The sequence below is a fragment of the Variovorax paradoxus genome, assembly GCF_009498455.1.
Classification (GTDB): domain Bacteria; phylum Pseudomonadota; class Gammaproteobacteria; order Burkholderiales; family Burkholderiaceae_C; genus Variovorax; species Variovorax paradoxus_H.
In genome coordinates this window covers 5,636,897-5,660,910 of sequence record NZ_CP045644.1, presented here as the reverse complement: position 1 = coordinate 5,660,910, position 24,014 = coordinate 5,636,897, and the positions used below count along the sequence as shown (strand labels likewise).

Annotated in this window: 17 protein-coding genes, 4 tRNA genes and 1 pseudogene; 13 read left to right on the top strand and 9 right to left on the bottom strand. The window is 67.1% G+C overall.

Annotated features, from left to right (window positions below):
• The 4 genes and pseudogenes from GFK26_RS26125 to hpnC all read right to left on the bottom strand — a co-directional run bounded on the left by GFK26_RS26125 (nucleotide 1) and on the right by hpnC (nucleotide 3,348).
• Complete coding sequence (locus tag GFK26_RS26125; protein WP_153284512.1) at nucleotides 1–309, bottom strand: hypothetical protein; 309 nt, start codon at nucleotides 307–309, stop codon at nucleotides 1–3.
• The gene (gene hpnE, locus GFK26_RS26120) at nucleotides 306–1,571 is read right to left on the bottom strand and encodes a hydroxysqualene dehydroxylase HpnE (protein WP_153284511.1); all 1,266 of its coding nucleotides are present in this window, start codon (nucleotides 1,569–1,571) and stop codon (nucleotides 306–308) included. Before hpnE ends, GFK26_RS26125 begins: the two co-directional genes overlap by 4 nt.
• Nucleotides 1,572–1,590: 19 nt before the next feature.
• Nucleotides 1,591–2,430: a presqualene diphosphate synthase HpnD gene (hpnD, locus tag GFK26_RS26115; RefSeq protein WP_153284510.1), complete on the bottom strand. Its 840-nt coding sequence runs from the start codon at nucleotides 2,428–2,430 to the stop codon at nucleotides 1,591–1,593.
• Nucleotides 2,427–3,348, bottom strand: a pseudogene (gene hpnC, locus GFK26_RS26110) (squalene synthase HpnC). The gene hpnD and the pseudogene hpnC overlap by 4 nt, the downstream one beginning before the upstream one ends.
• Nucleotides 3,349–3,427: 79 nt before the next feature.
• On the opposite strand from hpnC, the gene GFK26_RS26105 reads away from it, so the two are divergent.
• From GFK26_RS26105 to GFK26_RS26045, 13 genes are all read left to right on the top strand, one after another.
• On the top strand, nucleotides 3,428–5,350 hold the full coding sequence (locus GFK26_RS26105) for a potassium transporter Kup (RefSeq protein ID WP_416222574.1): 1,923 nt from the start codon (nucleotides 3,428–3,430) through the stop codon (nucleotides 5,348–5,350).
• A 110-nt stretch (nucleotides 5,351–5,460) separates the two neighbouring features.
• Nucleotides 5,461–6,663 carry an efflux RND transporter periplasmic adaptor subunit gene (locus GFK26_RS26100; protein ID WP_153284509.1) on the top strand — a complete coding sequence of 401 codons (1,203 nt, stop codon included), beginning with the start codon at nucleotides 5,461–5,463 and terminating at the stop codon, nucleotides 6,661–6,663.
• Nucleotides 6,660–9,824 carry an efflux RND transporter permease subunit gene (locus GFK26_RS26095; RefSeq protein ID WP_153284508.1) on the top strand — a complete coding sequence of 1,055 codons (3,165 nt, stop codon included), beginning with the start codon at nucleotides 6,660–6,662 and terminating at the stop codon, nucleotides 9,822–9,824. The genes GFK26_RS26100 and GFK26_RS26095 overlap by 4 nt, the downstream gene beginning before the upstream one ends.
• A gap of 205 nt (nucleotides 9,825–10,029) precedes the next feature.
• Nucleotides 10,030–10,116 (top strand) — tRNA-Leu (locus GFK26_RS26090).
• Between the two features lie 26 nt (nucleotides 10,117–10,142).
• Nucleotides 10,143–11,456 (top strand): trigger factor, encoded by a 1,314-nt coding sequence (gene tig, locus GFK26_RS26085; protein WP_153284507.1) that lies wholly within the window; start codon nucleotides 10,143–10,145, stop codon nucleotides 11,454–11,456.
• Between the two features lie 123 nt (nucleotides 11,457–11,579).
• Nucleotides 11,580–12,188, top strand: a complete 609-nt coding sequence (gene clpP, locus GFK26_RS26080) for an ATP-dependent Clp endopeptidase proteolytic subunit ClpP (protein ID WP_095745077.1) — start codon at nucleotides 11,580–11,582, stop codon at nucleotides 12,186–12,188.
• Nucleotides 12,189–12,298: 110 nt separating this feature from the next.
• On the top strand, nucleotides 12,299–13,567 hold the full coding sequence (gene clpX / locus GFK26_RS26075; protein ID WP_099796720.1) for an ATP-dependent Clp protease ATP-binding subunit ClpX: 1,269 nt from the start codon (nucleotides 12,299–12,301) through the stop codon (nucleotides 13,565–13,567).
• Between the two features lie 15 nt (nucleotides 13,568–13,582).
• Nucleotides 13,583–16,024 carry an endopeptidase La gene (gene lon / locus GFK26_RS26070; protein WP_101492931.1) on the top strand — a complete coding sequence of 814 codons (2,442 nt, stop codon included), beginning with the start codon at nucleotides 13,583–13,585 and terminating at the stop codon, nucleotides 16,022–16,024.
• Between the two features lie 61 nt (nucleotides 16,025–16,085).
• Nucleotides 16,086–16,161, top strand: a tRNA-Gly gene (locus GFK26_RS26065).
• Nucleotides 16,162–16,225: 64 nt separating this feature from the next.
• A tRNA-Cys gene (locus tag GFK26_RS26060) sits at nucleotides 16,226–16,299 on the top strand.
• A 98-nt stretch (nucleotides 16,300–16,397) separates the two neighbouring features.
• Nucleotides 16,398–16,489, top strand: a tRNA-Leu gene (locus GFK26_RS26055).
• 23 nt (nucleotides 16,490–16,512) lie between these two features.
• Nucleotides 16,513–17,154 (top strand): DUF6806 family protein, encoded by a 642-nt coding sequence (locus tag GFK26_RS26050; RefSeq protein ID WP_153284506.1) that lies wholly within the window; start codon nucleotides 16,513–16,515, stop codon nucleotides 17,152–17,154.
• 33 nt (nucleotides 17,155–17,187) lie between these two features.
• The gene (locus GFK26_RS26045) at nucleotides 17,188–18,504 is read left to right on the top strand and encodes an MFS transporter (RefSeq protein ID WP_153284505.1); all 1,317 of its coding nucleotides are present in this window, start codon (nucleotides 17,188–17,190) and stop codon (nucleotides 18,502–18,504) included.
• A 4-nt stretch (nucleotides 18,505–18,508) separates the two neighbouring features.
• Here GFK26_RS26045 and GFK26_RS26040 read toward each other — a convergent pair whose 3' ends face one another.
• From GFK26_RS26040 to proW, 5 genes are all read right to left on the bottom strand, one after another.
• Nucleotides 18,509–19,297 carry a hypothetical protein gene (locus GFK26_RS26040; RefSeq protein ID WP_153284504.1) on the bottom strand — a complete coding sequence of 263 codons (789 nt, stop codon included), beginning with the start codon at nucleotides 19,295–19,297 and terminating at the stop codon, nucleotides 18,509–18,511.
• A 17-nt stretch (nucleotides 19,298–19,314) separates the two neighbouring features.
• Complete coding sequence (murI, locus tag GFK26_RS26035; protein WP_153284503.1) at nucleotides 19,315–20,127, bottom strand: glutamate racemase; 813 nt, start codon at nucleotides 20,125–20,127, stop codon at nucleotides 19,315–19,317.
• A complete protein-coding gene (locus GFK26_RS26030) occupies nucleotides 20,124–21,677 on the bottom strand; it encodes a fumarate hydratase (RefSeq protein WP_153284502.1) in 1,554 nt (517 codons plus the stop codon). The genes murI and GFK26_RS26030 overlap by 4 nt, the downstream gene beginning before the upstream one ends.
• A gap of 103 nt (nucleotides 21,678–21,780) precedes the next feature.
• On the bottom strand, nucleotides 21,781–22,803 hold the full coding sequence (gene proX, locus GFK26_RS26025; RefSeq protein WP_153284501.1) for a glycine betaine/L-proline ABC transporter substrate-binding protein ProX: 1,023 nt from the start codon (nucleotides 22,801–22,803) through the stop codon (nucleotides 21,781–21,783).
• Between the two features lie 22 nt (nucleotides 22,804–22,825).
• A complete protein-coding gene (gene proW, locus GFK26_RS26020; protein WP_153284500.1) occupies nucleotides 22,826–24,010 on the bottom strand; it encodes a glycine betaine/L-proline ABC transporter permease ProW in 1,185 nt (394 codons plus the stop codon).
• Nucleotides 24,011–24,014: the final 4 nt, after the last annotated feature.

Genomic DNA, 24,014 nt, shown 5'->3' with positions numbered 1-24,014 from the left:
TCAGTCGAGCCCGAAGCGCTCGCGCAGCGCCGCGCAGAAATCGGCGGTGCCGCTGAGCGAGAGCGTGAGGGTGTCCAGGCGCGGGTTCTCTTCCCGCGTGCGCTGCACGTCGCAGTCCCACATCGCACCTTCGTCGAGCGCGCCGCGCGCGCCCGGAAAGGTGGCGTCGGCCCAGGCGAGCACCAGCGCGATCTCGGCTTCCACCTCGGGCGTGCGCTCGGGCGGGGTCGAGGCCATGGCGTCGAAGGTGCCGTGGTCTTCGGTGTCTTCGCTGTAGTCGAAATCGAGGTAGCGCAGGGTCGTGGTCATGGGGTGGCAAGCGAGCGCGCGACGGCCAGTCCGTTGAGGACGGCGCCTTCGAGCGTGGCGGGATAGGGGCCTTCGGTGTAGTCGCCGCAGGCCAGCAGCCCCGGCGCAATGATGGCCGGCGGGCGGGCCAGGCCGGGCGTGCAGGCGAAGGTGGCGCGTTTTTCGACCACGGTCTGGATCGGCGTCAGCCCCGGTTGGCCGAGCTGCGTGCCGGCCTGGGCGAGCACCTGCTTCTCGAGCGTCTCGCGCGGCGTTTCGTTGGCGCTCACGACAAAGGCGAGCACGCCTGCCGGGCCGCCGAGCTGGCCGCGATCGAACACGAACTGGGCCGGTGCGCTGCCCGGCTGGCTGCGCAGCGCGAGCATGGGTTCGGCCAGCGGTGACGCGCCGCGCACGTAGACCGTGGCAATCGCCTCGAAGCGCAGCGACTCGGTGATGTTGCACCAGCGCGATGCCGCGGGCAGGCCGGTGGCGCGGGCGAGTCGTGCGGCGTCCCAGGGCGCGCCGGCGAGCACGGCCTGGTCGAAGAGTTCGTCGTCGACGCGCCACTGGTCGCCCTCGGGTGCGATGGCGCGCACACGGTGCCCGATGCGCGTGGTGGCGCCGTGCTGGGCGAGCCATGCCAGCGCGGCGTCGGGCAGCAGCGCGCCGAGGTCGACGCGCGGCAGCAGCAGGTCGGCACCGCCGCGCCCGCTGAACAGCGCGTCGTGCAGCACGCGCAGGAACACCTGGCCGCTGGATTGCGACACGGGCGTGTTGAGCGCCGAAACGCACAGCGGCTCGATCAGCTCCTGCATCACGCGCGGCGTGAGGCCCGTGCAGAGCGTGGCCACGCTGGTGCCGGGCGCGCAGCGAAAGCCCGCGAGGCGCCAGCGCACGGCGGTGGACAGCAGCGCGGCCTTGTCGCGCCAGCGCCAGCCGCGCGCGGTGAAGATGCCGATGAGCAGGTCGAGCGGCGGCGGCCGGCCCGCGGGCAGCTGCAACCCGCCGCCGTCGGCAAAGCGCAGCGAGAGCGGCAGGCGCTGCAGGGCGGCGTCGACATCCACACCCACGTCGCGCATGAGCGCCAGCGTGGCGGTGTAGGCGCCAATCAGGATGTGCTGGCCGTTGTCGAGCGCCATGCCGTGCATGTGATCGACGCGCCGCGCGCGACCGCCGGCCATCGGCGCGGCTTCGAACAAGGTGACGGCGTGGCCGAGGCGCGTGGCCTCGACAGCGCAGGCGAGGCCGGCCCAGCCGGCGCCGATGACGGCGAGCCTCATCGGCACGAAGGGTGGGGCGTCATATCCGGCCCAGCGCCTGGACTTTCCATGCGAGCCACAGCTTGCGCACGGGTGTCAGGCTGACGCGCTGGTTCAGCACCTGGAAGTCATCGCGCTCGATCTCGCGCAGCAGCGTGCGGTAGATGCTGGCCATCATCAGGCCGGGCTTCTGGGCGCGGCGGTCGGCCAGCGGGAGCATGCCCAGTGCCTCGTCGTAGGCGGCGTGCGCGCGCTGGGCCTGGAACTTCATGAGCGCGACAAAACGGTCGGAGTGCACGCGGTTGAGGATCTCGTGCGCCTTCACGTCGAACTGCTGCAGCTCGTTGACCGGCAGGTAGATGCGACCGCGCAGCGCGTCTTCGCCCACGTCGCGCAGGATGTTGGTGAGCTGCAGCGCCAGGCCGAGTTTGTGGGCGTAGGCGGTGGTCTGCGGATCGGTCTGGCCGAAGATGCGCGCCGCGACTTCGCCCACCACACCGGCCACCAGATGGCAGTAGCGCGCGAGGCCGGGGAAGTCGAGGTAGCGGGTCTGGTCCAGGTCCATCTGGCAGCCGTCGATCACCTCGTGGAGCTGGCGCGCCTCGATGCCGTAGGCCGCGGCATGCGGCATGAGCGCCTGCATGACCGGATGGCGCGGCGTGCCGGCGAAGGCCTGGGCGACCTCGGTGCGCCACCAGGCGAGCTTGGTGGCGGCCACGCCGGGGTCGGAGACCTCGTCGACCACGTCGTCGACCTCGCGGCAGAAGGCATAGAACGCCGTGATCGCGGCGCGGCGCGGCTTGGGCAGGAACAGGAAGGCGTAATAGAAACTGCTGCCCGAAGCGGCGGCCTTGTCTTGCACGTATTGCTCGGGATTCATCGGGGAGGCGCTGCTTTCATGGGCCGTGATTGTCTCCGCATCCGCCATGCCTTCCAGAGCAGCAGGGGCGCATCGGCCTTGCCGACGGTGGGGCGCTGCGTGAAGGTGTCGAAGCCCAGGTCCTCGATCTTGTCGAGGATGCGCAGGCCGCCCTGCACGACGAGGCGCAGCTCCCAGCCCACCCGGCCCGGCAGGCGGTGCACGAGCGGGGCGCCCTCGGTCATGAGCTCGCGCGCCCAGAAGGCCACCACGGCGATCAGGTTGATCGCTTCCTGCGGCGGCGGTGCCGGCGACATCGGCTCGAAGACCTTGAAATGCTCCGGCGTCAGCCCGCGCCGATCGCAATCGGTGCGCGGAAAGTAGAAGCGCCCGCGCGGCAGGTCGACGCTCGGGTCCTGCCAGAAGTTGATGAGTTGCAGCGCGCTGCAGATCGCGTCGCTCTGGGCCAGCGCCTGCGCGTCGGTCACGCCGTACAGGTGCAACAGCAGCCGGCCGACCGGGTTGGCGGAGCGGCGGCAGTAGTCGAGCAGCTCGGCCCGGTCGGCGTAGGTGCCGCGATCGCGGGTTTTCTCGATGTCCTGCATGAAGGCGCTGAGCAGGTCGGCGAGCAGGTCTTCGGGCAGTCGGTACTCGGTGATGGCCCAGGCCAGCGGGCCGAACACGTGGGGCCAGCGCGAGTCGGGCAGTGCTTCGCCGCGCGCGGCGGCGGCCAGTTCCTCGCGGTAGGCGCGCAACTCGGCCAGCCGCGCATCGGGCGAGGCGTCGCCTTCGTCGGCGATGTCGTCGGCGGTGCGGGCGAAGTGGTAGATCGCGGCGATCGGGGGCGCAGGTGCGGCGGGCACAGCCACGAGGCCACGGGAAGTTTTCGTAATGGGCCGGCGCGGCGGCGTGACGGGGTTGGCGGGGAGTGGCGGACACGCCACGATTGTCCGCGACGTCATGTCCGGGCACTATGCTGGCGGCGTCGCCACTTTCCATCTCTCTTTCGCCCATGACGATGAAAGCAACTGCCGCGGCTTCCGGGACCTCGCTTCCCGCTTCGGGCGACACCGCACATCCGGCCGGGCCGGGGCTGATGATCGCGGCGCTGGGCGTCGTCTTCGGCGACATCGGCACCTCGCCGCTGTACGCTTTCAAGGAGACGATGAACCCCGAGCACGGGGTGCCGTTCTCGCCCGACGCGGTGCTGGGCCTGCTCTCGCTGATCTTCTGGGGCCTGATGTTCGTGGTGACGCTCAAGTACGTGGTGTTCGTGCTGCGCGCCGACCACGACGGCGAAGGCGGCATCCTGGCGTTGCAGGCATTGGCGCGCAACGCGGTCGCGGGCTCGAAGACCCGGCCCTGGGTGTGGCGCGGGATCGGGCTGCTGGGCCTGGTGGGCGCGGCCATGTTCTATGGCGACAGCCTGATCACGCCGGCGATCTCGGTGCTGTCGGCGGTCGAGGGCCTGGAGGTGCAGGCGCCGGTGCTGCAGCGCGCGGTGATCCCGATCACGGTGGCCATCCTCATCGGGCTGTTCATGGTGCAGAAGAAGGGCACCGGCGTGGTCGGCAAGATCTTCGGGCCGGTGATGCTGCTGTGGTTCCTGGTGCTGGGCCTGTCTGGTCTCTGGCAGGTGCTGCAGCAGCCGCAGGTGCTAGCGGCGCTCGACCCGCGCCGGGCGGTGGGCTTCCTGGTCGAGCACCGGGCGCAGTCGCTGGCGGTGCTGGGCGCGGTGTTCCTGGCGTTCACGGGCGGCGAGGCGCTGTATGCCGACATGGGGCACTTCGGCGCCAGGCCGATCCGGCTGGCGTGGATCTTCATTGCGCTGCCGGGGCTGGTGCTCAACTACTTCGGGCAGGGCGCGCTGGTGCTGGCGAACCCGGCGGCCATCGACAACCCGTTCTTCCGGCTCTTTCCGTCCTGGGGCGTGCTGCCGATGGTGGTGCTGGCCGCGATGGCGACGGTGATTGCGTCCCAAGCGGTGATCTCGGGCGCCTTCTCGCTCACTGCGCAGGCGATGCGCATGGGCTACCTGCCGCGCATGCGCGTGGTGCAGACATCGGGCACGGCCATCGGGCAGATCTACGTGCCAGCAGTCAATTGGCTGCTGATGGTCGGCGTGCTGCTGCTGGTGTTGGGCTTCCGCAGCTCGGGGGCGCTGTCGGCGGCGTATGGCATCGCGGTGTCGATCACGATGGTGACCACCACGCTGCTGGCTGGCGTCGTCGCCTGGGGCCTGTGGCGATGGAACAGGGTGGCGGTGGTGGTCGGCGTGCTGGCCTTCGCGGTCGTCGACCTGACCTTCGTGGTATCGAACAGCCTGAAGGTGGCCGAGGGCGGCTGGCTCACGCTGGCGGTGGCGGCCGGGGTGATGGTGCTGTTCACCACCTGGGCCAAGGGCCGGCGCTTGGGCCTGGAAGCGGCGGCGGCCGACAGCCTGCCGCTGCGCCCGTTCATCGAGTCGCTGGGGCGCCACATGCCGCACCGGGTGAGCGGCACGGCGGTGTTCCTGAACCCCGACGCCACGGCGGTGCCGCACGCGCTGCTGCACAACCTCAAGCACAACCAGGTGCTGCACGAGCAGGTGATCGTGCTGCGCGTGCTCTCGTGCGACACGCCGCGCGTGGACGCGCGCCTGCGCATCGAGGCCGACCAGCTCATGGACGGCATCTGGGTGGTCACCGCGCGGCACGGCTTCATGGAGCGGCCCGACGTGCCCGAGTTCATCCGCATCCTGGCCTACCAGAAGACGCTGGCCATCGACTCGATGAAGACCTCGTACTTTGTCTCCCGCGCCTCGGTGGGCGAGGAGAACCTGCCGGGCATGAACCCGGTGCGACGGGTGCTGTTCGGCTGGCTGCAGCGCAACGCGGGCCGGGCATCCGATTACTTCGAGCTTCCTGACAACCGGCTGGTCGAGATGGGGCAGAGAACTTAGCGCAACATTTGCTCAACTGACCCGCGGGTCATTGACACTGTTTAACGTTTACCCTAGATTACTAACCGGTGGGTCATTAATGACCCGGTTCCTCTCTTCTTGGGTGTCTCATGACCGCCTCCGCCGCCTCACTCCGTGCCCGCAGCGCCGCCTGGCTGCTGCTTCCCGCCATACTTCTGGCCGGCTGTTCGCCGAAACCACCTGCCCCCGAGCCCGTGAGGGCGGTCAAGTTCGTGACCGTCGGCACCAGCGACTACGACGCCCAGCCCGAGTTCTCAGCCGAGGTGCGGGCCCGCGTCGAATCGCGCCTGGGCTTCCGCGTCGCCGGAAAAATCACCAAGCGCCAGGCCGAACTCGGCCAGCACGTGCAGGCCGGCCAGGTGCTGGCGCAGCTCGATCCGCAGGACTACCGCCTCGCCGCCGAGGCCGCCCGTGCCCAGCAGGCCGCCGCGCAGACCAACCGCGACCTCGCGGCTGCCGACCTGAAGCGCTACACCGAGCTGCGCTCGCAGAACTTCATCAGCGGCGCCGAACTGGAACGCCGCGAAACCACCTGGAAGGCCGCGCAGGCGCAGCTCGAGCAGGCGCAGGCACAACTGGCCTCGCAAGGCAACCAGGCCAGCTACACGACGCTGGTGGCCGACGTGGCGGGTGTCATCACCGCCATCGAGGCCGAGCCGGGCCAGGTGGTGCAGGCCGGCACGCCGGTCGTGCGCATCGCCCAGGACGGCGCGCGCGATGTGGTGTTCGCGGTGCCTGAAGACCGCGCCGCGCTGATCAAGACCGGCTCGCCGGTCGCGGTGCGCGGCTGGTCCGGCGGCGAGGTGCTGCAAGGCAAGGTGCGCGAGGTGGCGGCCAGTGCCGACGCGGTCACGCGCACTTATTCGGTCAAGGTGTCGATCGACGCGGCCACGTCGCCGGCGCTCGGCGCCACGGTTTACGCCCGGCCGCAGGCCCTGGCGCGCACCGATGTCGCGGTGATCAAGCTGCCGACCAGCGCGCTGCGCCAGGAAGGCAAGGGCTCGGCGGTCTGGGTGCTCGACAAGGACAGCATGACCGTGCGCTCGCAGCCGGTGCAGGTGGTCACGGCCGACGGCAATGAAGCGGTGATCGGCGCGGGCCTGGCGCCCGGCGCGATGGTCGTGGCCGCGGGCGTGCACGTGCTGTCGCCGGGGCAGAAGGTCACGGTCTACCAGTCGAAGGAGGCCATGGCGGCCGCCGCCAACGGCCAGCAACAGGCGCAGGCGCAGCAACGGGCCGTCGAGGCCGTGGCCGCGACGAAGAAGGAGATCGCAGCGGGTGCCGCCAAATGACGGAAGGCCCTGCGACCCCCGCGAACCCTGAAACTCCCGGACACAAACCCGCCGGCTTCAATCTTTCCAAATGGGCGCTCGACCACGCGCCGCTCACGCGCTACCTGATGGTGGTGCTGATGGTGCTGGGCGCGTTTGCGTACTTCCAGCTCGGACAGGACGAAGACCCGCCGTTCACCTTCCGCGCGATGGTGGTGCGCACCTACTGGCCTGGCGCGACCGCGCAGCAGGTGGCCGAGCAGGTCACCGACAAGATCGAGCGCACGCTGCAGGAAGCGCCGTACGCCGACAAGATCCGCAGCTACTCCAAGCCCGGCGAGTCGCAGATCATTTTCCAGATCAAGGATTCGTCGAAGGCCGCCGAGGTGGCCAACGTCTGGTACACGGTGCGCAAGAAGGTCGGCGACATGCGCGGCACCTTGCCCGCGGGTGTGCAGGGGCCGTTCTTCAATGACGATTTCGGCGACGTCTACGGCGTGATCTACGCGCTGGAGAGCGAAGGCTTCAGCTACGCCGAATTGAAGACGCTGGCCGACGACGTGCGCCAGCAGCTATTGCGCGTGAAGGACGTGGCCAAGGTCGACCAGTTCGGCGTGCAGGACGAAAAAGTCTTCATCGAGATTTCGCAGAAGCGCCTGGCCCAGCTGGGGCTCGACTTCAACGCCGTGCTGGCGCAGCTCGGCTCGCAGAACGCGGTCGAAAGCGCCGGCACGATCCAGTCGCCGCTGGACGTGGTGCAGGTGCGCGTGGGCGGCCAGTTCACCAGCGTCGAGCAGTTGCGCGAGATGCCGATTCGCGGCAGCTCGGGCAACCAGATCAAGCTCGGCGACATCGCCGAGATCCGCCGCGGATATGTCGATCCGCCGGCCGTGAAGGTGCATCACCAGGGCAAGGAAGTGATCGCGCTCGGTGTCTCCATGGCCAAGGGCGGCGACATCATCGCCCTGGGCAAGGCGCTGAAGGCCACCACCGCGACTATCGACCAGCGCCTGCCGGCCGGCGTGAAGCTGGCGCAGGTGCAGGACCAGCCGGTGTCGGTGGCCAGCTCGGTCAACGAATTCGTCGGCGTGCTCATCGAGGCCGTGGCCATCGTGCTGGCCGTGAGCATCATCGCGCTCGGCCTGCACAAGGGCGGGCGCTTCGGCTGGTACATCGACATGCGCCCGGGGCTGGTGGTGGCGATCACCATTCCGCTGGTGCTGGCCGTGACCTTCCTGGCCATGAACTACTTCGGCATCGGGCTGCACAAGATATCGCTGGGGTCGCTGATCATCGCGCTCGGCCTGTTGGTCGACGACGCGATCATCGCGGTCGAGATGATGGTGCGGAAGATGGAAGAGGGCTACGACAAGGTCCGCGCCGCCACCTTCGCCTACGACGTGACGGCCAAGCCGATGCTCACGGGCACGCTCATCACGGCGGCGGGCTTCCTGCCGATCGGCATCGCCAAGTCGGTGACGGGCGAATACACCTTCGCGATCTTCGCGGTCACGGTGATTGCGCTGGTGCTGTCGTGGATCGTGTCGGTGTACTTTGTGCCGTACCTGGGCACGCTGCTGCTCAAGGTGAAGCCGCACGACCCCGACGCGCCGCCGCACGAGCTGTTCGACACGCCGTTCTACAACCGCTTTCGCCGCGCGGTGAACTGGTGCGTGCAGCACCGCTGGCTGACCATCGGCGCCACCGTGCTGATCTTTGCGCTCGGCATCGTCGGCATGGGCAAGGTGCAGCAGCAGTTCTTCCCCGATTCGAGCCGGCCCGAGATCATGGTGGACCTCTGGTTCCCCGAGGGCACGTCGTTCGCCGCGAATGAAGAGGTGGCCAGGCGCGTCGAACAGCGCGTGATGAAGGAAGAGGGCGTGAAGACCGTCAGCACCTGGATCGGCTCCGGCGTGCCGCGCTTCTACCTGCCGCTCGATCAGGTGTTTCCGCAGACCAACGTGTCGCAGCTCATCGTGCTGGCCCAGGACCTGAAGGTGCGCGAGCGCCTGCGCCTGCGCCTGCCCGCGGTGCTCGCCGAAGAGTTTCCCGAGGTGCGCGGCCGCGTCAAGCTGCTGCCCAACGGCCCGCCGGTGCCGTACCCAGTGCAGTTCCGCGTGGTCGGCACCGAGCCCGGCCAGCTGCGTGAGCGCGCCGACGAGGTGAAGGCCGTGCTGCGCGAGAACACGAACCTCATCGGCGTGAACGACAACTGGAATGAGTCGGTCAAGGTGATCCGCCTCGAGATCGACCAAGCCAAGGCGCGCGCGCTCGGCGTGACGAGCCAGGCCATCGCGCAGGCATCGCGCACGATGTTCAGCGGCACCACGGTCGGCCAGTACCGCGAGAACGACCTGCTGATCGACATCGTGCTGCGCCAGTCGGCCGACGAGCGCGAGGCGATTTCGGACATCGGCAACGCCTACATCCCGACGACCACGGGCCGTTCGATCCCGCTCACGCAGATCGCCCGACCGGTGTTCACCTGGGAGCCCGGCGTGATGTGGCGCGAGAACCGCGACTACGCGATCACCGTGCAGGGCGACGTGGTGGAAGGCCTGCAGGGCGCCACCGTGACCGAGCAACTGCTGCCGCAATTGCGCAAGCTCGAGGCCGGCTGGCATGCGGCCGGGCAGGGCGGCTACCGCATCGAGGTGGCGGGCGCGGTCGAGGAAAGCAGCAAGGGCTCGGCCTCCATCGTGGCGGGCGTGCCGATCATGCTGTTCCTGGTGTTCACGCTGCTGATGCTGCAGCTGCACAGCTTCAGCCGCTCGCTGCTGGTGTTCATCACCGGCCCGATGGGCATCGCCGGCGTGGCCGCCGCGCTGCTGCTGCTGAACCGGCCTTTCGGCTTCGTCGCGCTGCTCGGCGTGATCGCGCTGATGGGCATGATCCAGCGCAACGCCGTGATCCTGATCGACCAGATCGAGAGCGATCGGGCGGCCGGCGTGCCGGCCTGGGATGCGATCGTCGAATCGGCCGTGCGGCGCTTGCGCCCCATCGTGCTGACCGCCGCGGCGGCTGTGCTGGCAATGATTCCGCTGTCGCGCAGCGTGTTCTGGGGGCCGATGGCCGTGGCCATCATGGGCGGGCTGATTGTTGCCACCGTGCTGACGCTGCTGGCGCTGCCGGCGATGTATGCCGCGGCCTTCCGCATCAAGCGGGAGCCGCAAGCGGCCTGAAAAAGCGCTTTCCACGGGCCGTTTTCGCGCGGTCCGTATCCCTTGCGCGAGAGTGGGTGAAATCCCCGAAAGGGGGAAGCCGGAAGGCCCCCATTCTTGCGTTTAAAATGCGCGGTTGACCGATTTCAGGCGGACGGTCTTGGGCCAGCGGTTTTTCCGCAGCGCCGAGGCCGTCCGCCTTTGCATTCACCTGAAATTTGGCATCGCGCGGGTGGCGAAATTGGTAGACGCACCAGGTTTAGGTCCTGACGTTCGCAAGAACGTGCCGGTTCGAGTCCGGCCCCGCGCACCAGCCACACCCCTCACAAGGAAGACACCATGACCGTGAACGTTGAAACTCTCGAGAAGCTCGAACGCAAGATCACGCTGACCCTGCCGGTCGGCACCATCCAGAACGAAGTCGATTCGCGCCTCAAGAAGCTCGCGCGCACCGTCAAGATGGACGGCTTCCGTCCCGGCAAGGTGCCGATGAACGTCGTGGCCCAGCGCTACGGCTACTCGGTGCACTACGAAGTCATGAACGACAAGGTCGGTGAGGCCTTCTCGCAAGCCGCGAACGAAGCCAAGCTGCGCGTCGCCGGCCAGCCCCGCATCACCGAGAAGGAAGAGTCGCCCGAAGGCCAGCTCGCCTTCGACGCGGTCTTCGAAGTGTTCCCCGAAGTCAAGATCAACGACCTGTCGGGCGCTGAAGTCGAGAAGCTGTCGGCCGAAGTCGGCGACGAAGCCATCGACAAGACCCTGGACATCCTGCGCAAGCAGCGCCGTACCTTCGCCCAGCGCGCCCAAGACGCCGTGGCCGAAGACAACGACCGCGTGACGGTCGACTTCGAAGGCAAGATCGACGGCGAGCCCTTCCAGGGCGGCAAGGCCGAAGACTTCCAGTTCGTCGTCGGCGAAGGCCAGATGCTCAAGGAATTCGAAGACGCCGTGCGCGGCATGAAGTCCGGCGACAGCCGCACCTTCCCGCTGTCGTTCCCGGCCGACTACCACGGCAAGGACGTGGCCGGCAAGCAAGCCGACTTCATGGTCACCGTGAAGAAGATCGAAGCGTCGCACCTGCCCGAAGTCAACGAACAGCTGGCCAAGTCGCTCGGCATCGCCGAAGCCACCGTGGAAGGCCTGCGCGCCGACATCAAGCGCAACCTCGAGCGCGAAGTGAAGTTCCGCCTGCTGGCCCGCAACAAGAACGCCGTGATGGACGCCCTGGTGGCCAACGCCGAGCTCGACCTGCCGAACGCCAGCGTGCAGTCGGAAGTCGCCCGCATGATCGAAGGCGCCCGCGCCGAGCTCAAGCAGCGCGGTATCAAGGACGCCGACAAGGCGCCGATCCCCGAAGAAGTGTTCCGCCCGCAAGCCGAGCGCCGCGTGCGCCTGGGCCTGGTGGTCGCCGAGCTGGTGCGTGCCAACGAACTGCAGGCCAAGCCCGAGCAGATCAAGGCCCACATCGACGAGCTGGCCGCCAGCTACGAGAAGCCGCAAGACGTCGTGCGTTGGTACTTCAGCGACAACAACCGCCTGGCGGAAGTCGAAGCCGTGGTCATCGAAAACAACGTGACCGACTTCGTGCTCGGCAAGGCCAAGGTCAACGAAAAGTCGGTGTCGTTCGACGAACTGATGGCGCAGCAGCAGTAAGCTGGTTTCCGTCGCTGCATGCAGCAACGCCGATGGGGCTTGTGCTTTGCGGCACGAGCCCCATTTCACTCAGGCGTACAGTTCAATCAGAGCGAACGAATCCATTTTCCGGAGAGCAAATTCATGAGCGCACAGGAAATTCAAGGCCTCGGCATGATCCCGATGGTCGTCGAGCAGTCGGGCCGCGGCGAGCGGTCGTATGACATCTACTCGCGTCTCCTCAAGGAGCGCATCATCTTCCTGGTGGGCGAGGTCAACGACCAGACCGCCAACCTCGTGGTGGCCCAGCTGCTGTTCCTCGAGAGCGAGAACCCGGACAAGGACATTTCGTTCTACATCAACTCCCCGGGCGGCAGCGTGAGCGCCGGCATGGCGATCTACGACACCATGCAGTTCATCAAGCCGTCGGTGTCGACCATGTGCCTGGGCTTCGCGGCCAGCATGGGCGCCTTCCTGCTGGCAGCCGGCGAGAAGGGCAAGCGTTTCTCGCTGCCCAATTCGAAGATCATGATCCACCAGGTGCTCGGCGGCGCACGCGGCCAGGCCACCGACATCGAAATCCATGCGCGCGACATCCTGCGCACCAAGGACCAGATGAACCGCATCCTGGCTGAGCGCACCGGCCAGCCGCTGGAAAAGGTCAAGTCGGACACCGAACGCGACTATTTCCTCACGGCCGACGAGGCCAAGGATTACGGCCTGGTCGACCAGGTCGTCGCCCAGCGCGGTTAAAGCCGCCCGGCGCCTCGGGCGCCCAAAAGGCAAAAACGGCGTTTTCCACACGGGAAACGCCGTTTTTGTTTAGTTATCATTGTCCATACCCTGTCACGAGGCAAAAGTCCATGGCCGAAAAAAAAGGCACCTCCAGCGAAAAAACGCTTTATTGCTCGTTCTGCGGCAAGAGCCAGCATGAGGTCAAGAAGCTGATCGCGGGCCCTTCGGTCTTCATCTGCGACGAATGCATCGACCTGTGCAACGAGATCATCCGCGACGAGCTGCCGGCCGGTGAGGAAGCGCGCGACGCGCGCAGCGACCTGCCCACGCCGCTGGAGATCAAGACCAACCTCGACAACTACGTGATCGGCCAGGAGCCGGCCAAGCGCATGCTGTCGGTGGCGGTCTACAACCACTACAAGCGCCTGCGCCACAAGGAAAAGAACACCAAGGGCGACGAGGTCGAGCTCAGCAAGAGCAACATCCTGCTGATCGGCCCCACGGGTTCGGGCAAGACGCTCCTCGCGCAAACGCTCGCGCGCATGCTCGACGTGCCCTTCGTGATGGCCGACGCCACCACGCTGACGGAAGCCGGCTACGTGGGCGAGGACGTCGAGAACATCATCCAGAAGCTGCTGCAAAGCTGCAACTACGAGGTCGAGCGCGCCCAGCGCGGCATCGTCTACATCGACGAAATCGACAAGATCTCGCGCAAGTCAGACAACCCCTCGATCACGCGCGACGTGTCGGGCGAGGGCGTGCAGCAGGCACTGCTGAAGCTCATCGAAGGCACCATGGCCAGCGTGCCGCCCCAGGGCGGGCGCAAGCACCCCAACCAAGACTTCCTGCAGATCGACACGACCAACATCCTGTTCATCTGCGGCGGGGCCTTTTCGGGCCTCGAGAAGGTCATCGAAAACCGCACCGAGGCCTCGGGTATCGGCTTCGGTGCCGCGGTCAAGAGCAAGGCCCAGCGCAGCATCACCGAGGTGTTCCGCGAAGTCGAGCCCGAAGACCTGATCAAGTTCGGCCTGATCCCCGAACTCGTGGGCCGCATGCCCGTGGTCGCCTCGCTGGCCGAGCTGAGCGAAGACGCGCTGGTGCAGATCTTGACCGAGCCCAAGAATGCGGTCGTGAAGCAGTTCACCAAGCTGCTGCAGATGGAAGGCGTGGACCTCGAAATCCGTCCCGCGGCGCTCAAGGCGATCGCACGCAAGGCGCTGGCCCGCAAGACCGGTGCGCGCGGCCTGCGCTCGATCCTTGAACAGTCGCTGATCGACACCATGTTCGAATTGCCGAACGCGACCAATGTCGACAAGGTGGTGGTCGAGGAATCGACCATCGACGAAAACAAGCCCCCGCTGCTCGTGTACCGCGAAACGGCGAAAAAGGCCTAAAGGACAAGGACGCTCATGTCTGGTCATACCCCATTGCCCCCCGAAGCCCTCGACCTGCCGCTGCTGCCGCTGCGCGACGTCGTGGTGTTTCCCCACATGGTGATCCCGCTCTTCGTGGGTCGCCCGAAGAGCATCAAGGCGCTCGAGCTGGCGATGGAAGCCGAGCGCCGCATCATGCTGGTGGCCCAGAAGGCCGCCGCCAAGGACGAGCCCTCGGTCGAGGACATGTTCGAGGTCGGCTGCGTCTCGACCATCCTGCAGATGCTCAAGCTGCCCGACGGCACCGTGAAGGTGCTGGTCGAAGGCCAGCAGCGCGCCCGCGTGAACCGCATCGATGACGGCGAAACCCATTTCTCGGCCAACGTGACGCCCGTCGAGGCGCTCGAAGGCGGCGAGAAGGGCACCGAGGTCGAGGCGCTGCGCCGCGCGGTGATGCAGCAGTTCGACCAGTACGTCAAACTGAACAAGAAGATTCCGCCCGAGATCCTGACCTCGATCTCGAGCATCGACGACGCCGGCCGCCTGGCCGACACCATCGCCGCCCACCTGCCGCTCAAGCTCGACAACAAGCAGGCCGTGCTCGACCTCGACGACGTCAAGGCGCGCCTGGAAAACCTGTTCGGCCAGCTCGAACGCGAGGTCGACATCCTCAATGTCGACAAGAAGATCCGTGGCCGCGTGAAGCGCCAGATGGAGAAGAATCAGCGCGACTTCTACCTCAACGAGCAGGTGAAGGCCATCCAGAAGGAGCTCGGCGAAGGCGAAGAGGGGGCGGACATCGAGGAGATCGAGAAGAAGATCAAGCTCGCCAAGATGTCCAAGGAAGGCCTGAAGAAGGCCGAGGGCGAGCTCAAGAAGCTCAAGCTCATGTCGCCCATGTCGGCCGAAGCCACCGTGGTGCGCAACTACATCGACGTGCTCATCGCCTTGCCGTGGAGCAAGAAGACCAAGATCAAGCACGACCTGGCCAATGCCGAGGCCGTGCTCAACGCCGACCACTACGGCCTCGAGAAGGTCAAGGACCGCATCCTTGAATATCTTGCGGTGCAGCAACGCGTCGACAAGGTGAAGGCACCCATCCTGTGCCTCGTGGGCCCGCCGGGTGTCGGCAAGACCTCGCTGGGGCAGTCGATCGCGAAGGCGACCGGCCGCAAGTACACGCGCATGGCGCTGGGCGGCATGCGCGACGAAGCTGAAATTCGCGGCCACCGCCGCACCTACATCGGCGCACTGCCGGGCAAGGTGCTGCAGGGCTTGAGCAAGATCGGCACGCGCAATCCGCTGTTCCTGCTCGACGAAATCGACAAGCTGGGCACGGACTTCCGGGGCGACCCGTCGAGCGCGCTGCTCGAGGTGCTCGACCCCGAGCAGAACCACACCTTCGGCGACCACTACGTGGAAGTCGACTTCGACCTGAGCGACGTCATGTTCGTCGCCACTTCGAACTCGATGAACATCCCGCCCGCACTGCTGGACCGCATGGAAGTCATTCGTCTGTCGGGCTACACCGAGGACGAGAAGACCAACATCGCGATCAAGTACCTGCTGCCCAAGCAGCTGAAGAACAACGGCGTGAAGGACGACGAGCTGGCCGTCACCGAATCCGCCGTGCGCGACATCGTGCGCTACTACACGCGGGAAGCCGGCGTGCGTTCGCTGGAGCGCGAGCTGTCCAAGATCTGCCGCAAGGTGGTAAAGGGCCTGCTGCTCAAGCAACTGACGCCCAAGGTCACGGTCGACGGCGAGAACCTCAACGAGTTCCTCGGCGTGCGCAAGTACAGCTTCGGCCTGGCCGAGAAGCAGAACCAGGTCGGCCAGGTGGTCGGCCTTGCGTGGACCGAGGTCGGCGGCGACCTGCTGACGATCGAGGCGGTCACCATGCCAGGCAAGGGCGTGATCAGCCGCACGGGTTCGCTCGGCGACGTGATGAAGGAATCGGTCGAGGCCGCGCGCACCGTGGTGCGCAGCCGCTCGCGCCGCCTGGGCATCAAGGACGAGGTGTTCGAGAAGCGCGACATCCACATCCACGTGCCCGATGGCGCCACGCCGAAGGACGGACCGAGCGCGGGTGCAGCGATGACGACGGCCTTCGTGTCGGCGCTCACGGGCATCCCGGTGCGTGCCGACGTCGCGATGACCGGCGAGATCACGCTGCGCGGCGAAGTCACGGCCATCGGCGGCCTGAAGGAAAAGCTGCTGGCCGCCCTGCGCGGTGGCATCAAGACCGTGCTGATTCCCGAAGAGAACGCCAAGGACCTGCAGGACATTCCCGAGAACGTGAAGAACGGCCTCGAGATCGTCCCGGTGAAGTGGATCGACAAGGTGCTCGAGATCGCACTCGAGAAGATGCCCGAGCCGCTGTCCGACGAAGAGGTGGCCGCATCGGCTGCTGCGGTGGCCGAACTGGCCAAGCAGCGTGCTGGGGCACCGGCTTCCGAAGGCTCGGTCAAGCATTGATCGATTGATTGCAGAACTTGTGAAGCCTCGAAAAACTGGTATATAATTTGAGGCTCGAAACGCGGGAATAGCTCAGTTGGTAGAGCGCAACCTTGCCAAGGTTGAGGTCGAGAGTTCGAGACTCTTTTCCCGCTCCAGTTTTTGAAAAAGGGAAGCAACCAGCTTCCCTTTTTTTCGCAGTTCGATTTCGTTATTCAGCGTGGCGCGATAGCAAAGCGGTTATGCAACGGATTGCAAATCCGTGTAGCCCGGTTCGACTCCGGGTCGCGCCTCCACCCTCTCATCAAGACCGATCGGCTCCGATACGCAAGCCCCGCCAACCGACGTTGCCGGGGCTTGTTTCATTTGGGGTATCGTCGATGTTCAACCTGTGGCCCGGATGGTGAAATTGGTAGACACATCGGACTTAAAATCCGCCGCTTCCTTGATCGGGGCATACGGGTTCGACCCCCGTTCCGGGTACCACCATATTTACAAGGGAGTATTTGATGCCTCGCTACAACGCTCCATTTGAGATCCATGTGCACGGCGATGTGCCGTTGCGCGCGGACGCGAGCTTCGAGCAAATCCAGGAGGCGCTGAAGCCGCTCTGGAAATACGCGGGCGCCAAATCGCTGGCCGACGGTGCCACCAGCACCTACGAAGAAGAGCCGGGCATCCGCTTCGAGCAAAAAGACCACACGCTGCAGATCTGCTGGACCGTGCCGGGCGATGAAGACTTCCGCCAGGCGCTCGACGAGATGTGCATGGCCCTGAACGAACTCTCCGAGCGCGGCGCCGCGATTGAAGTCACCTTCTACGACACCGATTTCGACGAAGAAGAGGGTGACCCCGACGAAGAGTCGCGCGACGACTTCCTGATGCTGTTCGTGGGCCCCAATCCGGCCGCGATCATGCAGGTGCAGCGCGACCTGCTGGTCGAAGACGTGGTCAACCTCATGGAACGCCACTTCGACGGCGCCGAGCTGGGTGGCGTGGTCTCCGAAATCGATCGCCTCTTCAGCGACCGTTTCGACGCACTCGTGAACTCGCTCGAAATCGGCAAGCGTCCGCGCGGTGCCGGTGGCGCTGGCGGCGGCAGCGGCGGTGGTGGTCACGGCGGTGGCCGTCGTCCGCGCCACTTGCACTAACCCGCTCACTTCTCCGCCCGGTCCCAAGGCCGCATGGCCCTGTTCCCAGCCTCCGCGTTGCGCCCCGGCGTGCGCAAGCGCGAGGTGTTCGGCTGGGCGATGTACGACTTCGCGAACTCGGGCTACACCACGGTCGTGATCACGGCGGTGTTCGCCGCCTACTTCGTCGGCGGCATCGCCAAGGGCGCGCCATGGGCCACCTTCGCGTGGACCGCGGCCCTCAGCACCTCGTACGCCATCGTGATGCTCACGATGCCCGCCATCGGCGCCTGGGCCGACCTGCATGGTGCCAAGAAGCGCGTGCTGGTCATGACGACCACAGGTTGCGTGTTCGCCACCGCGGCGCTCGCGCTCACGCCGGGCTTTGCGGGCGGCGCGATGGGCGTTGCGCTCGCGATGGCGCTGGTGATCGTCTCCAATGCGTTTTATTCCTACGGCGAGTCGCTGACCGGCGCCTTCCTGCCTGAGCTGGCGACAGCCGAAGGCATGGGCAAGGTGAGCGGCTGGGGCTGGGCCTTTGGCTATGTCGGCGGCATGCTGGCGCTGGGGCTGTGCCTGGCCTACGTGCTGTGGTCGCAGGCCCGCGGGCTACCGGCGGCCCATTTCGTGCCGGTCACGATGCTGATCACGGCGGCCCTCTACGGCGCTGCCGCCTGCGCGACGTTTGCGCTGCTGCCCGAGCGCGCTGCGCCGCAGGCCAGCTGCGGCCAGAACAGCGCGTGGCAGCAGCTGCGCGCCACGTTCCAGCAGGCCCGCGCCTACCGCGACTTCATGTGGCTGCTGGTCTGCACCGTCTGCTACCAGGGCGGCGTGGCGGTGGCGATCACGCTGGCGGCGATCTACGCAGAGCAGGTGATCGGCTTCGTCGCGAGCGAGACGATGGTGCTGATCTTCGTGCTCAACCTGGCGGCCGCGCTCGGCGCCTTCGCCTTCGGCTACGTGCAGGACCGCGTCGGCCACAAGCTGTCGCTGGCCGCGACGCTGCTCGCGTGGATCGCGGTCTGCGTGATCGCCGCATGGGTCACGACCAAGGGCGGCTTCTGGTGGGCCGCCGCCATCGCGGGGCTGGCGATGGGCTCGAGCCAATCTGCCGGCCGCGCGATGACGGGCTACCTCGCGCCGCCGCAGCAGCTTGCCGAGTTCTTCGGGCTCTGGACCTTCGCCACGCGACTGGCCAGCATCATCGGCCCGCTGAGCTTCGGTGCCATCACCTGGGCCACCGGCGGCAACCAACGCATCGCGATCCTCTCGACCGCGGTGCTGTTCGTGGCCGGGCTCGTGCTGTTGCTGCCGATCGATATGGCGCGAGGTCGGGCCGCAGCGCTGCGCGAAAAGCCCGCCGCGTCGTAGCCCGTCAGGGCATCTGCTGCAGCGACTTCGGCACCTTGTAGCGCTCGCCGTCATAGCGCAGCGTCACGGTGCTGAACTTCGCCGGCAGCGCTTTCTCGACGCAGCCTTGGTCTTCCTGTTCCTGCGCACGGCTTTGCACCAGCGTGCGCGACAGCTGCAGGTCGGCGAAGCCGTTGCTCGTCGTGCGCGCGACCGACAGCATCGTGCGCAGCTTCTCGAAGTGGCCGGTGCAGGTGGCGTCCCAGCCGCCGTTGTCGTGGTCGAGCTCGACCTCCTGCAGCACCTGGCGCAGCTTGTTGCCATGCTGGACGTACAGGCGCACGGTCTCGCTGGCCTGCGGGCCGGAGGTCGGGCTGTTGCCGCGGTAGCGCACGCGCAGGCCGAAGGCGCGCGTGTCGGGCGACAGCACGTAGCGCGAGGTGTCGACGCGGATCTCCTGGATCGCGGTGGTGGCGTCTTCGTCGAGCGCTTCGGGCAGGAAGATCCGCCCGATCACCGTGTCGCGGTCGGTGTTGCCGTTGTCGGGCCGCTGGATGAGCAGCAGCGCCAGGTCGAAGACCTTGGCTCCCTTGTCGGTGGTCTCGCGCGGCATCGGCAGCACCACGATGCTGCGGCCGGGGAACGCCGGCCAGACCTTGCAGGCCGCGAGCCGCTCGTCGAGCGGTTGCCTGGGATAAAGCTTGGCATGCATGCGCTCGGCCAAGCCGCTTTCGCAGGCGGCGTGACTCAGGCCGACGGCCGAAGCCAGGCCCAGCAGGAGCAGTGCATGACGCAGGAAGAAGAGGGCGCGCATTGCCAATCGTGATGAGGTCAGGCGACGTTTGCCGCAGGCACCGCGGCGCTTTGCGAACGCGCGGGCAGCCAACGCGCGGCGGCTGCTTCGAGCACCGCCAGGACGCCGCTGCTCTCGAGGACCAGCCCGCCTTCGCTGTTGTCATCTGCCAGCCGGCCGAGCGACGTCAGCACGCGGCGCGTCTGCTGCGCGACCGGTGCACCGGTGTCGATGAAGCGCAGCGTCGACGGTGCGTGGCGCTGCAGTTCGTCTTTCACGAGCGGGTAGTGCGTGCAACCGAGCACCACGGTGTCGACCTGGCCCGGGCGATCGCCGAAGGGGCCGGCCTCCGCCATGTAGCGCGCGCAGAGCGCGGCGATGGTGGCGCTGTCGAAGCCTTCGATGGCCTTCACGAGGCCGTCACACGGCACGGGCCGCACGGTCGTCGTGCCTGCAAAGGAATCGCGCAGCGCCGCATACCGGGCGCTGGCCAACGTGCCGCGCGTGGCCAGCACCGCGATGTGACCCGTGCGGCTCGTCGCCACGGCCGGCTTGAGCGCCGGCTCCAGGCCCACGATGGGCAGCGAGGGGAATTCGGCGCGCAGCACGTGGATCGCCGCCGTGGTGGCCGTGTTGCAGGCCACCACGAGCGCCTTGATGCCGTGCGCGCGCAGCAGGTGTTCGACCACCTGGCGCGAGTGCGCGATGACGTAGGCGTCGCCGCGCTCGCCATAGGGCGCGTTCGCGGTGTCGGCGAAGTAGACGAAGCGTTCGGTCGGCAGCTCGGCCTGCAGCGCGGCGAGCGTGCTCAGCCCCCCGACGCCGCTGTCGAACACGCCGACCGGGTTCAAGCGACTTCCAGCGGAATGGTCTTGAACTCGCCGCTGGCGATGCGCTTTTGCCACTCGGCCGGGCCGGTGATGTGCGCGCTGGTGCCGCCGGCATCGACTGCCACGGTCACGGGCATGTCGACCACGTCGAATTCGTAGATGGCTTCCATGCCCAGGTCCGCAAAGCCCACGACCTTGGCGGTCTTGATGGCCTTGCTCACGAGGTAGGCGGCGCCGCCCACGGCCATGAGGTAGGCGCTCTTGTGCTTCTTGATCGCCTCGATGGCGACCGGGCCGCGCTCGGCCTTGCCGATCATGGCGATCAGGCCGGTCTGGGCCAGCATCATCTCGGTGAAGCCGTCCATGCGCGTGGCGGTGGTCGGGCCGGCGGGGCCCACGGCTTCGTTGCCGACCGGATCGACCGGGCCGACGTAGTAGATGACGCGGTTGGTGAAATCGACCGGCAGCTTCTCGCCCTTGGCCAGCATGTCCTGGATGCGCTTGTGCGCGGCATCGCGGCCGGTGAGCATCTTGCCGTTCAGCAGGATCGTGTCGCCCGGCTTCCAGCTGGCGACTTCGGCGGGCGTGAGCTTGTTCAGGTCGACGCGCTTGCTCTTCTTTTCGTCGGGCGCCCAGTTCACGTCGGGCCACAGGTCGAGCGACGGCGGATCGAGGTAGACCGGGCCGCTGCCGTCCATCACGAAGTGCGCGTGGCGCGTGGCCGCGCAGTTGGGGATCATCGCCACGGGCTTGCTGGCCGCGTGCGTCGGGTACATCTTGATCTTGACGTCGAGCACGGTGGCCAGGCCGCCCAGGCCCTGCGCGCCGATGCCCAGGGCATTGACCTTCTCGAACAGCTCCAGGCGCAGCGCCTCGACCTTGCTCAGCTCGGCGCCCGAGGCGGCCTTGGCCTGCAGCTCGTGCATGTCCAGGTCGTCCATCAGGCTTTCCTTGGCCATCAGCGCGGCCTTCTCGGCGGTGCCGCCGATGCCGATGCCCAGCATGCCGGGCGGGCACCAGCCGGCGCCCATGGTGGGCACGGTCTTGAGCACCCAGTCGACCACGCTGTCGCCGGGGTTCAGCATGACCAGCTTGCTCTTGTTCTCGCTGCCGCCGCCCTTGGCGGCCACCGTCACCTCGACGGTGTTGCCGGGCACGATCTCGGTGAAGATCACCGCGGGCGTGTTGTCCTTGGTGTTCTTGCGATCGAACTGCGGGTCGCCCACGACCGAGGCGCGCAGCGTGTTGTCGGGGTGGTTGTAGCCGCGGCGCACGCCTTCGTTGATGGCGTCGTCCAGCGAACCGGTGAAGCCGCCCCAGCACACGTCCATGCCGACCTTGAGGAACACGTTGACGATGCCGGTGTCCTGGCAGATCGGGCGGTGGCCCGTGGCGCTCATCTTGCTGTTGGTGAGGATCTGCGCAATGGCGTCCTTGGCGGCGGGGCTCTGCTCGCGCTCGTAGGCCTTGGCCAAATGGGCAATGTAGTCCGCGGGGTGGTAGTAGCTGATGTACTGGAGCGCGGCGCTGATCGATTCGATCAGGTCGGCCTGCTGGATCGTGGTCGTCATGGTGGGGAGTCTTCTTGGAGGGGGAACGCCCTCGATTATCTCAGCCACCAATACCGCAGGCCGGCGCCGGGCGAAAGGGCGCCGGCACGGGTGTGAGTCGGCGTTACCGGGCGGCGGCGCGCGCCTCGGCAATCCACCCATCGAAGGTCGCCTGGTGCACGCGAATCCATCCGTCGGCGTGGCGCGTCACGTCCTGCATGCTGTTCGCGCCTTCGCTCATGCGCAGGTTCTGTGCGTTGATGTCGGCGATCGGCAGCTTCATCACTTCGAACAGGCGGCCGGCGGCGGGGTTCTTCTCGATGAAGGCGCGGTTGGCGACGATACGCTGCTGGTTGGCCAGGAAGCCGTAGTTGCGGCCGTTCGACAACCGCGTGTTCACCGGCTCGCCGGCCTGTGGCGGCGAGAACGGCACCTGCAGCCAGACCACGTCAGCGCCCGGACGCAGCACGGCGCTGACCCAGTAGGGCGTCCAGGTGTAGTAAAGGATCGGCTTGTCCTGCTTGAAGCGCGCAATAGTGTCGGCCATGAGCGCGGCGTAGCTGCCCTGCTTGTGGGTCACGCTGTCGCGCAACTGGTAGGCGCTCAGGTGGCCCTCGATGGCCAGCTCGCAGCCCCAGCCGGGGTTGCAGCCGGTGAGGTCGGCCTTGCCGTCGCCGTCGGCATCGAACAGCTTCGCGATGGCCGGGTCTTTGAGCTGCGCGAGGTTGGTGATGTTGTACTGCTCAGCGGTCTTGCGGTCGATCAGGTAGCCCTGCACCGCGCCGTCGGAGTACACGCCCTGGTGCCACAGCTTGGCGTCGCCGCCGCTGTTCTTGTAGAAGTCGGCGTGCAGCAGGCTCCAGTGGTTGGCCATGAAGGTGGCGTCGCCATTGGCAATGGCCAGATGCTCGGTGGCGGGCTCGAGGTCCTTCATCGGCTCGACTTTGTAGCCGAGCTTTTCGAGCGCGCGCATCACCAGCAGCGTCTGGAAGGCTTCCTCGGCGAGCGAGCTTTTCAGCGGTTGCACGGTGATGCCCTGGCCGGGCAGTTCGGCGGCGGCGGTTTGCGCGGCCGCACCCAAGGTGCCGAAGGCGACAAGGCCCAGCGCCAGGAGGCCGCGGGCGAAGAAGAGGCGGGTTGTCTTCATGCGTGGATGTCCTCCGTGATCGTTAGTGCGCTTGTGTGGAAAGGGCGGGCACGGCGTCGTCGGCATGCGGCTGGCTGCGTGAAGGCGTGCCCACGAGGCGCTGCAGCGTGCGCAGCGCGAGGCCGGCCGGGCCCGTGTACCACCAGCGGTGGCCGGCGCTGCGGCGCGACTTGCCCATGGCCTGCGTCAGGCGGTCCAGCGTGATCGCCAGCAGCACGATGCCCAGGCCGCCGACGGTGGCCAGGCCCATGTCGAGCCGGCCGATGCCGCGCAGCACCATCTGGCCCAGGCCGCCCACGGCGATCATCGAGGCGATCACCACCATCGACAGCGACAGCATCAGCGCCTGGTTGATGCCGGCCATGATCGACGGCATGGCCAGCGGCAGCTTCACCTTCAGCAGCATCTGCCAGGGCGAGGCGCCGTAGGCGCGTGCGGCCTCGATGAGGTCGGGCCGCACCTGGCGCAGGCCGAGGTTGGTCAGGCGCACCAGCGGGGCGAGCGCGAAGACGATCGTCACGATCACGCCCGGCACGTTGCCGATGCCGAACAGCATCACCACCGGCACGAGGTACACGAAGGCCGGCGTGGTCTGCATCGCGTCGAGCACCGGGCGCATCACGCGCTGGGCCCGGTCGTTGCTGGCCAGCAGCACGCCCAGCGGCAGGCCGATGACCATGCAGAACACCAGCGAGGTCAGCACCAGCGACAGCGTGACCATGGCTTCGGGCCAGATGCCGAGCAGGGTCACCAGCATCAGCGACACGACGGTGCCGATGGCCAGCGCGCGGCCGGCGAACTGCCAGGCGAGCAAGCCGATGATCGCAATCATCGGCAGCGCGGGCAGGGCGGTGAGCAGGCTTTGCACCGAGTTGAGCGTGCTGTCGATGGGCAGGCGCACGGTCTGGAAGAAGGGGCGGAAATGCTCCACCACCCAGCCCAGGCCCTGGTTGATCCAGGCCTCGACGGGCAGCGAGCCGTCCCACAGGCGGTGCAATGCGAAGCCGCCGGTGGCGGTGTCGGCCTGCCCGGCGAGGGCGTGCGCGGTGTTCGCCGGCGCGTCGAGCCAGGCGCTGGCGGTCGAGGTGTCAGGCGCGGCGGAGATCGCTTCCCATGGATCGAGGGCGGGGGGCGCCGCGGGCGTGTCCAGGACGGGGGCGTCCATCAGGGGCGCGTTCAGGTCGGAAGGCAATGTGGTGTCGTTCATCGTT

Excerpts from the sequence above, each read along its gene's own strand:
- GFK26_RS26125 (WP_153284512.1), bottom strand. The coding sequence starts at position 309 with ATGACCACGACCCTGCGCTACCTCGATTTCGACTACAGCGAAGACACC.
- hpnE (WP_153284511.1), bottom strand. The coding sequence starts at position 1,571 with ATGAGGCTCGCCGTCATCGGCGCCGGCTGGGCCGGCCTCGCCTGCGCT.
- hpnD (WP_153284510.1), bottom strand. The coding sequence starts at position 2,430 with ATGAATCCCGAGCAATACGTGCAAGACAAGGCCGCCGCTTCGGGCAGC.
- GFK26_RS26105 (WP_416222574.1), top strand. The coding sequence starts at position 3,428 with ATGAAAGCAACTGCCGCGGCTTCCGGGACCTCGCTTCCCGCTTCGGGC.
- GFK26_RS26100 (WP_153284509.1), top strand. The coding sequence starts at position 5,461 with ATGACCGCCTCCGCCGCCTCACTCCGTGCCCGCAGCGCCGCCTGGCTG.
- GFK26_RS26095 (WP_153284508.1), top strand. The coding sequence starts at position 6,660 with ATGACGGAAGGCCCTGCGACCCCCGCGAACCCTGAAACTCCCGGACAC.
- tig (WP_153284507.1), top strand. The coding sequence starts at position 10,143 with ATGACCGTGAACGTTGAAACTCTCGAGAAGCTCGAACGCAAGATCACG.
- clpP (WP_095745077.1), top strand. The coding sequence starts at position 11,580 with ATGAGCGCACAGGAAATTCAAGGCCTCGGCATGATCCCGATGGTCGTC.
- clpX (WP_099796720.1), top strand. The coding sequence starts at position 12,299 with ATGGCCGAAAAAAAAGGCACCTCCAGCGAAAAAACGCTTTATTGCTCG.
- lon (WP_101492931.1), top strand. The coding sequence starts at position 13,583 with ATGTCTGGTCATACCCCATTGCCCCCCGAAGCCCTCGACCTGCCGCTG.
- GFK26_RS26050 (WP_153284506.1), top strand. The coding sequence starts at position 16,513 with ATGCCTCGCTACAACGCTCCATTTGAGATCCATGTGCACGGCGATGTG.
- GFK26_RS26045 (WP_153284505.1), top strand. The coding sequence starts at position 17,188 with ATGGCCCTGTTCCCAGCCTCCGCGTTGCGCCCCGGCGTGCGCAAGCGC.
- GFK26_RS26040 (WP_153284504.1), bottom strand. The coding sequence starts at position 19,297 with ATGCGCGCCCTCTTCTTCCTGCGTCATGCACTGCTCCTGCTGGGCCTG.
- GFK26_RS26030 (WP_153284502.1), bottom strand. The coding sequence starts at position 21,677 with ATGACGACCACGATCCAGCAGGCCGACCTGATCGAATCGATCAGCGCC.
- proX (WP_153284501.1), bottom strand. The coding sequence starts at position 22,803 with ATGAAGACAACCCGCCTCTTCTTCGCCCGCGGCCTCCTGGCGCTGGGC.
- proW (WP_153284500.1), bottom strand. The coding sequence starts at position 24,010 with ATGAACGACACCACATTGCCTTCCGACCTGAACGCGCCCCTGATGGAC.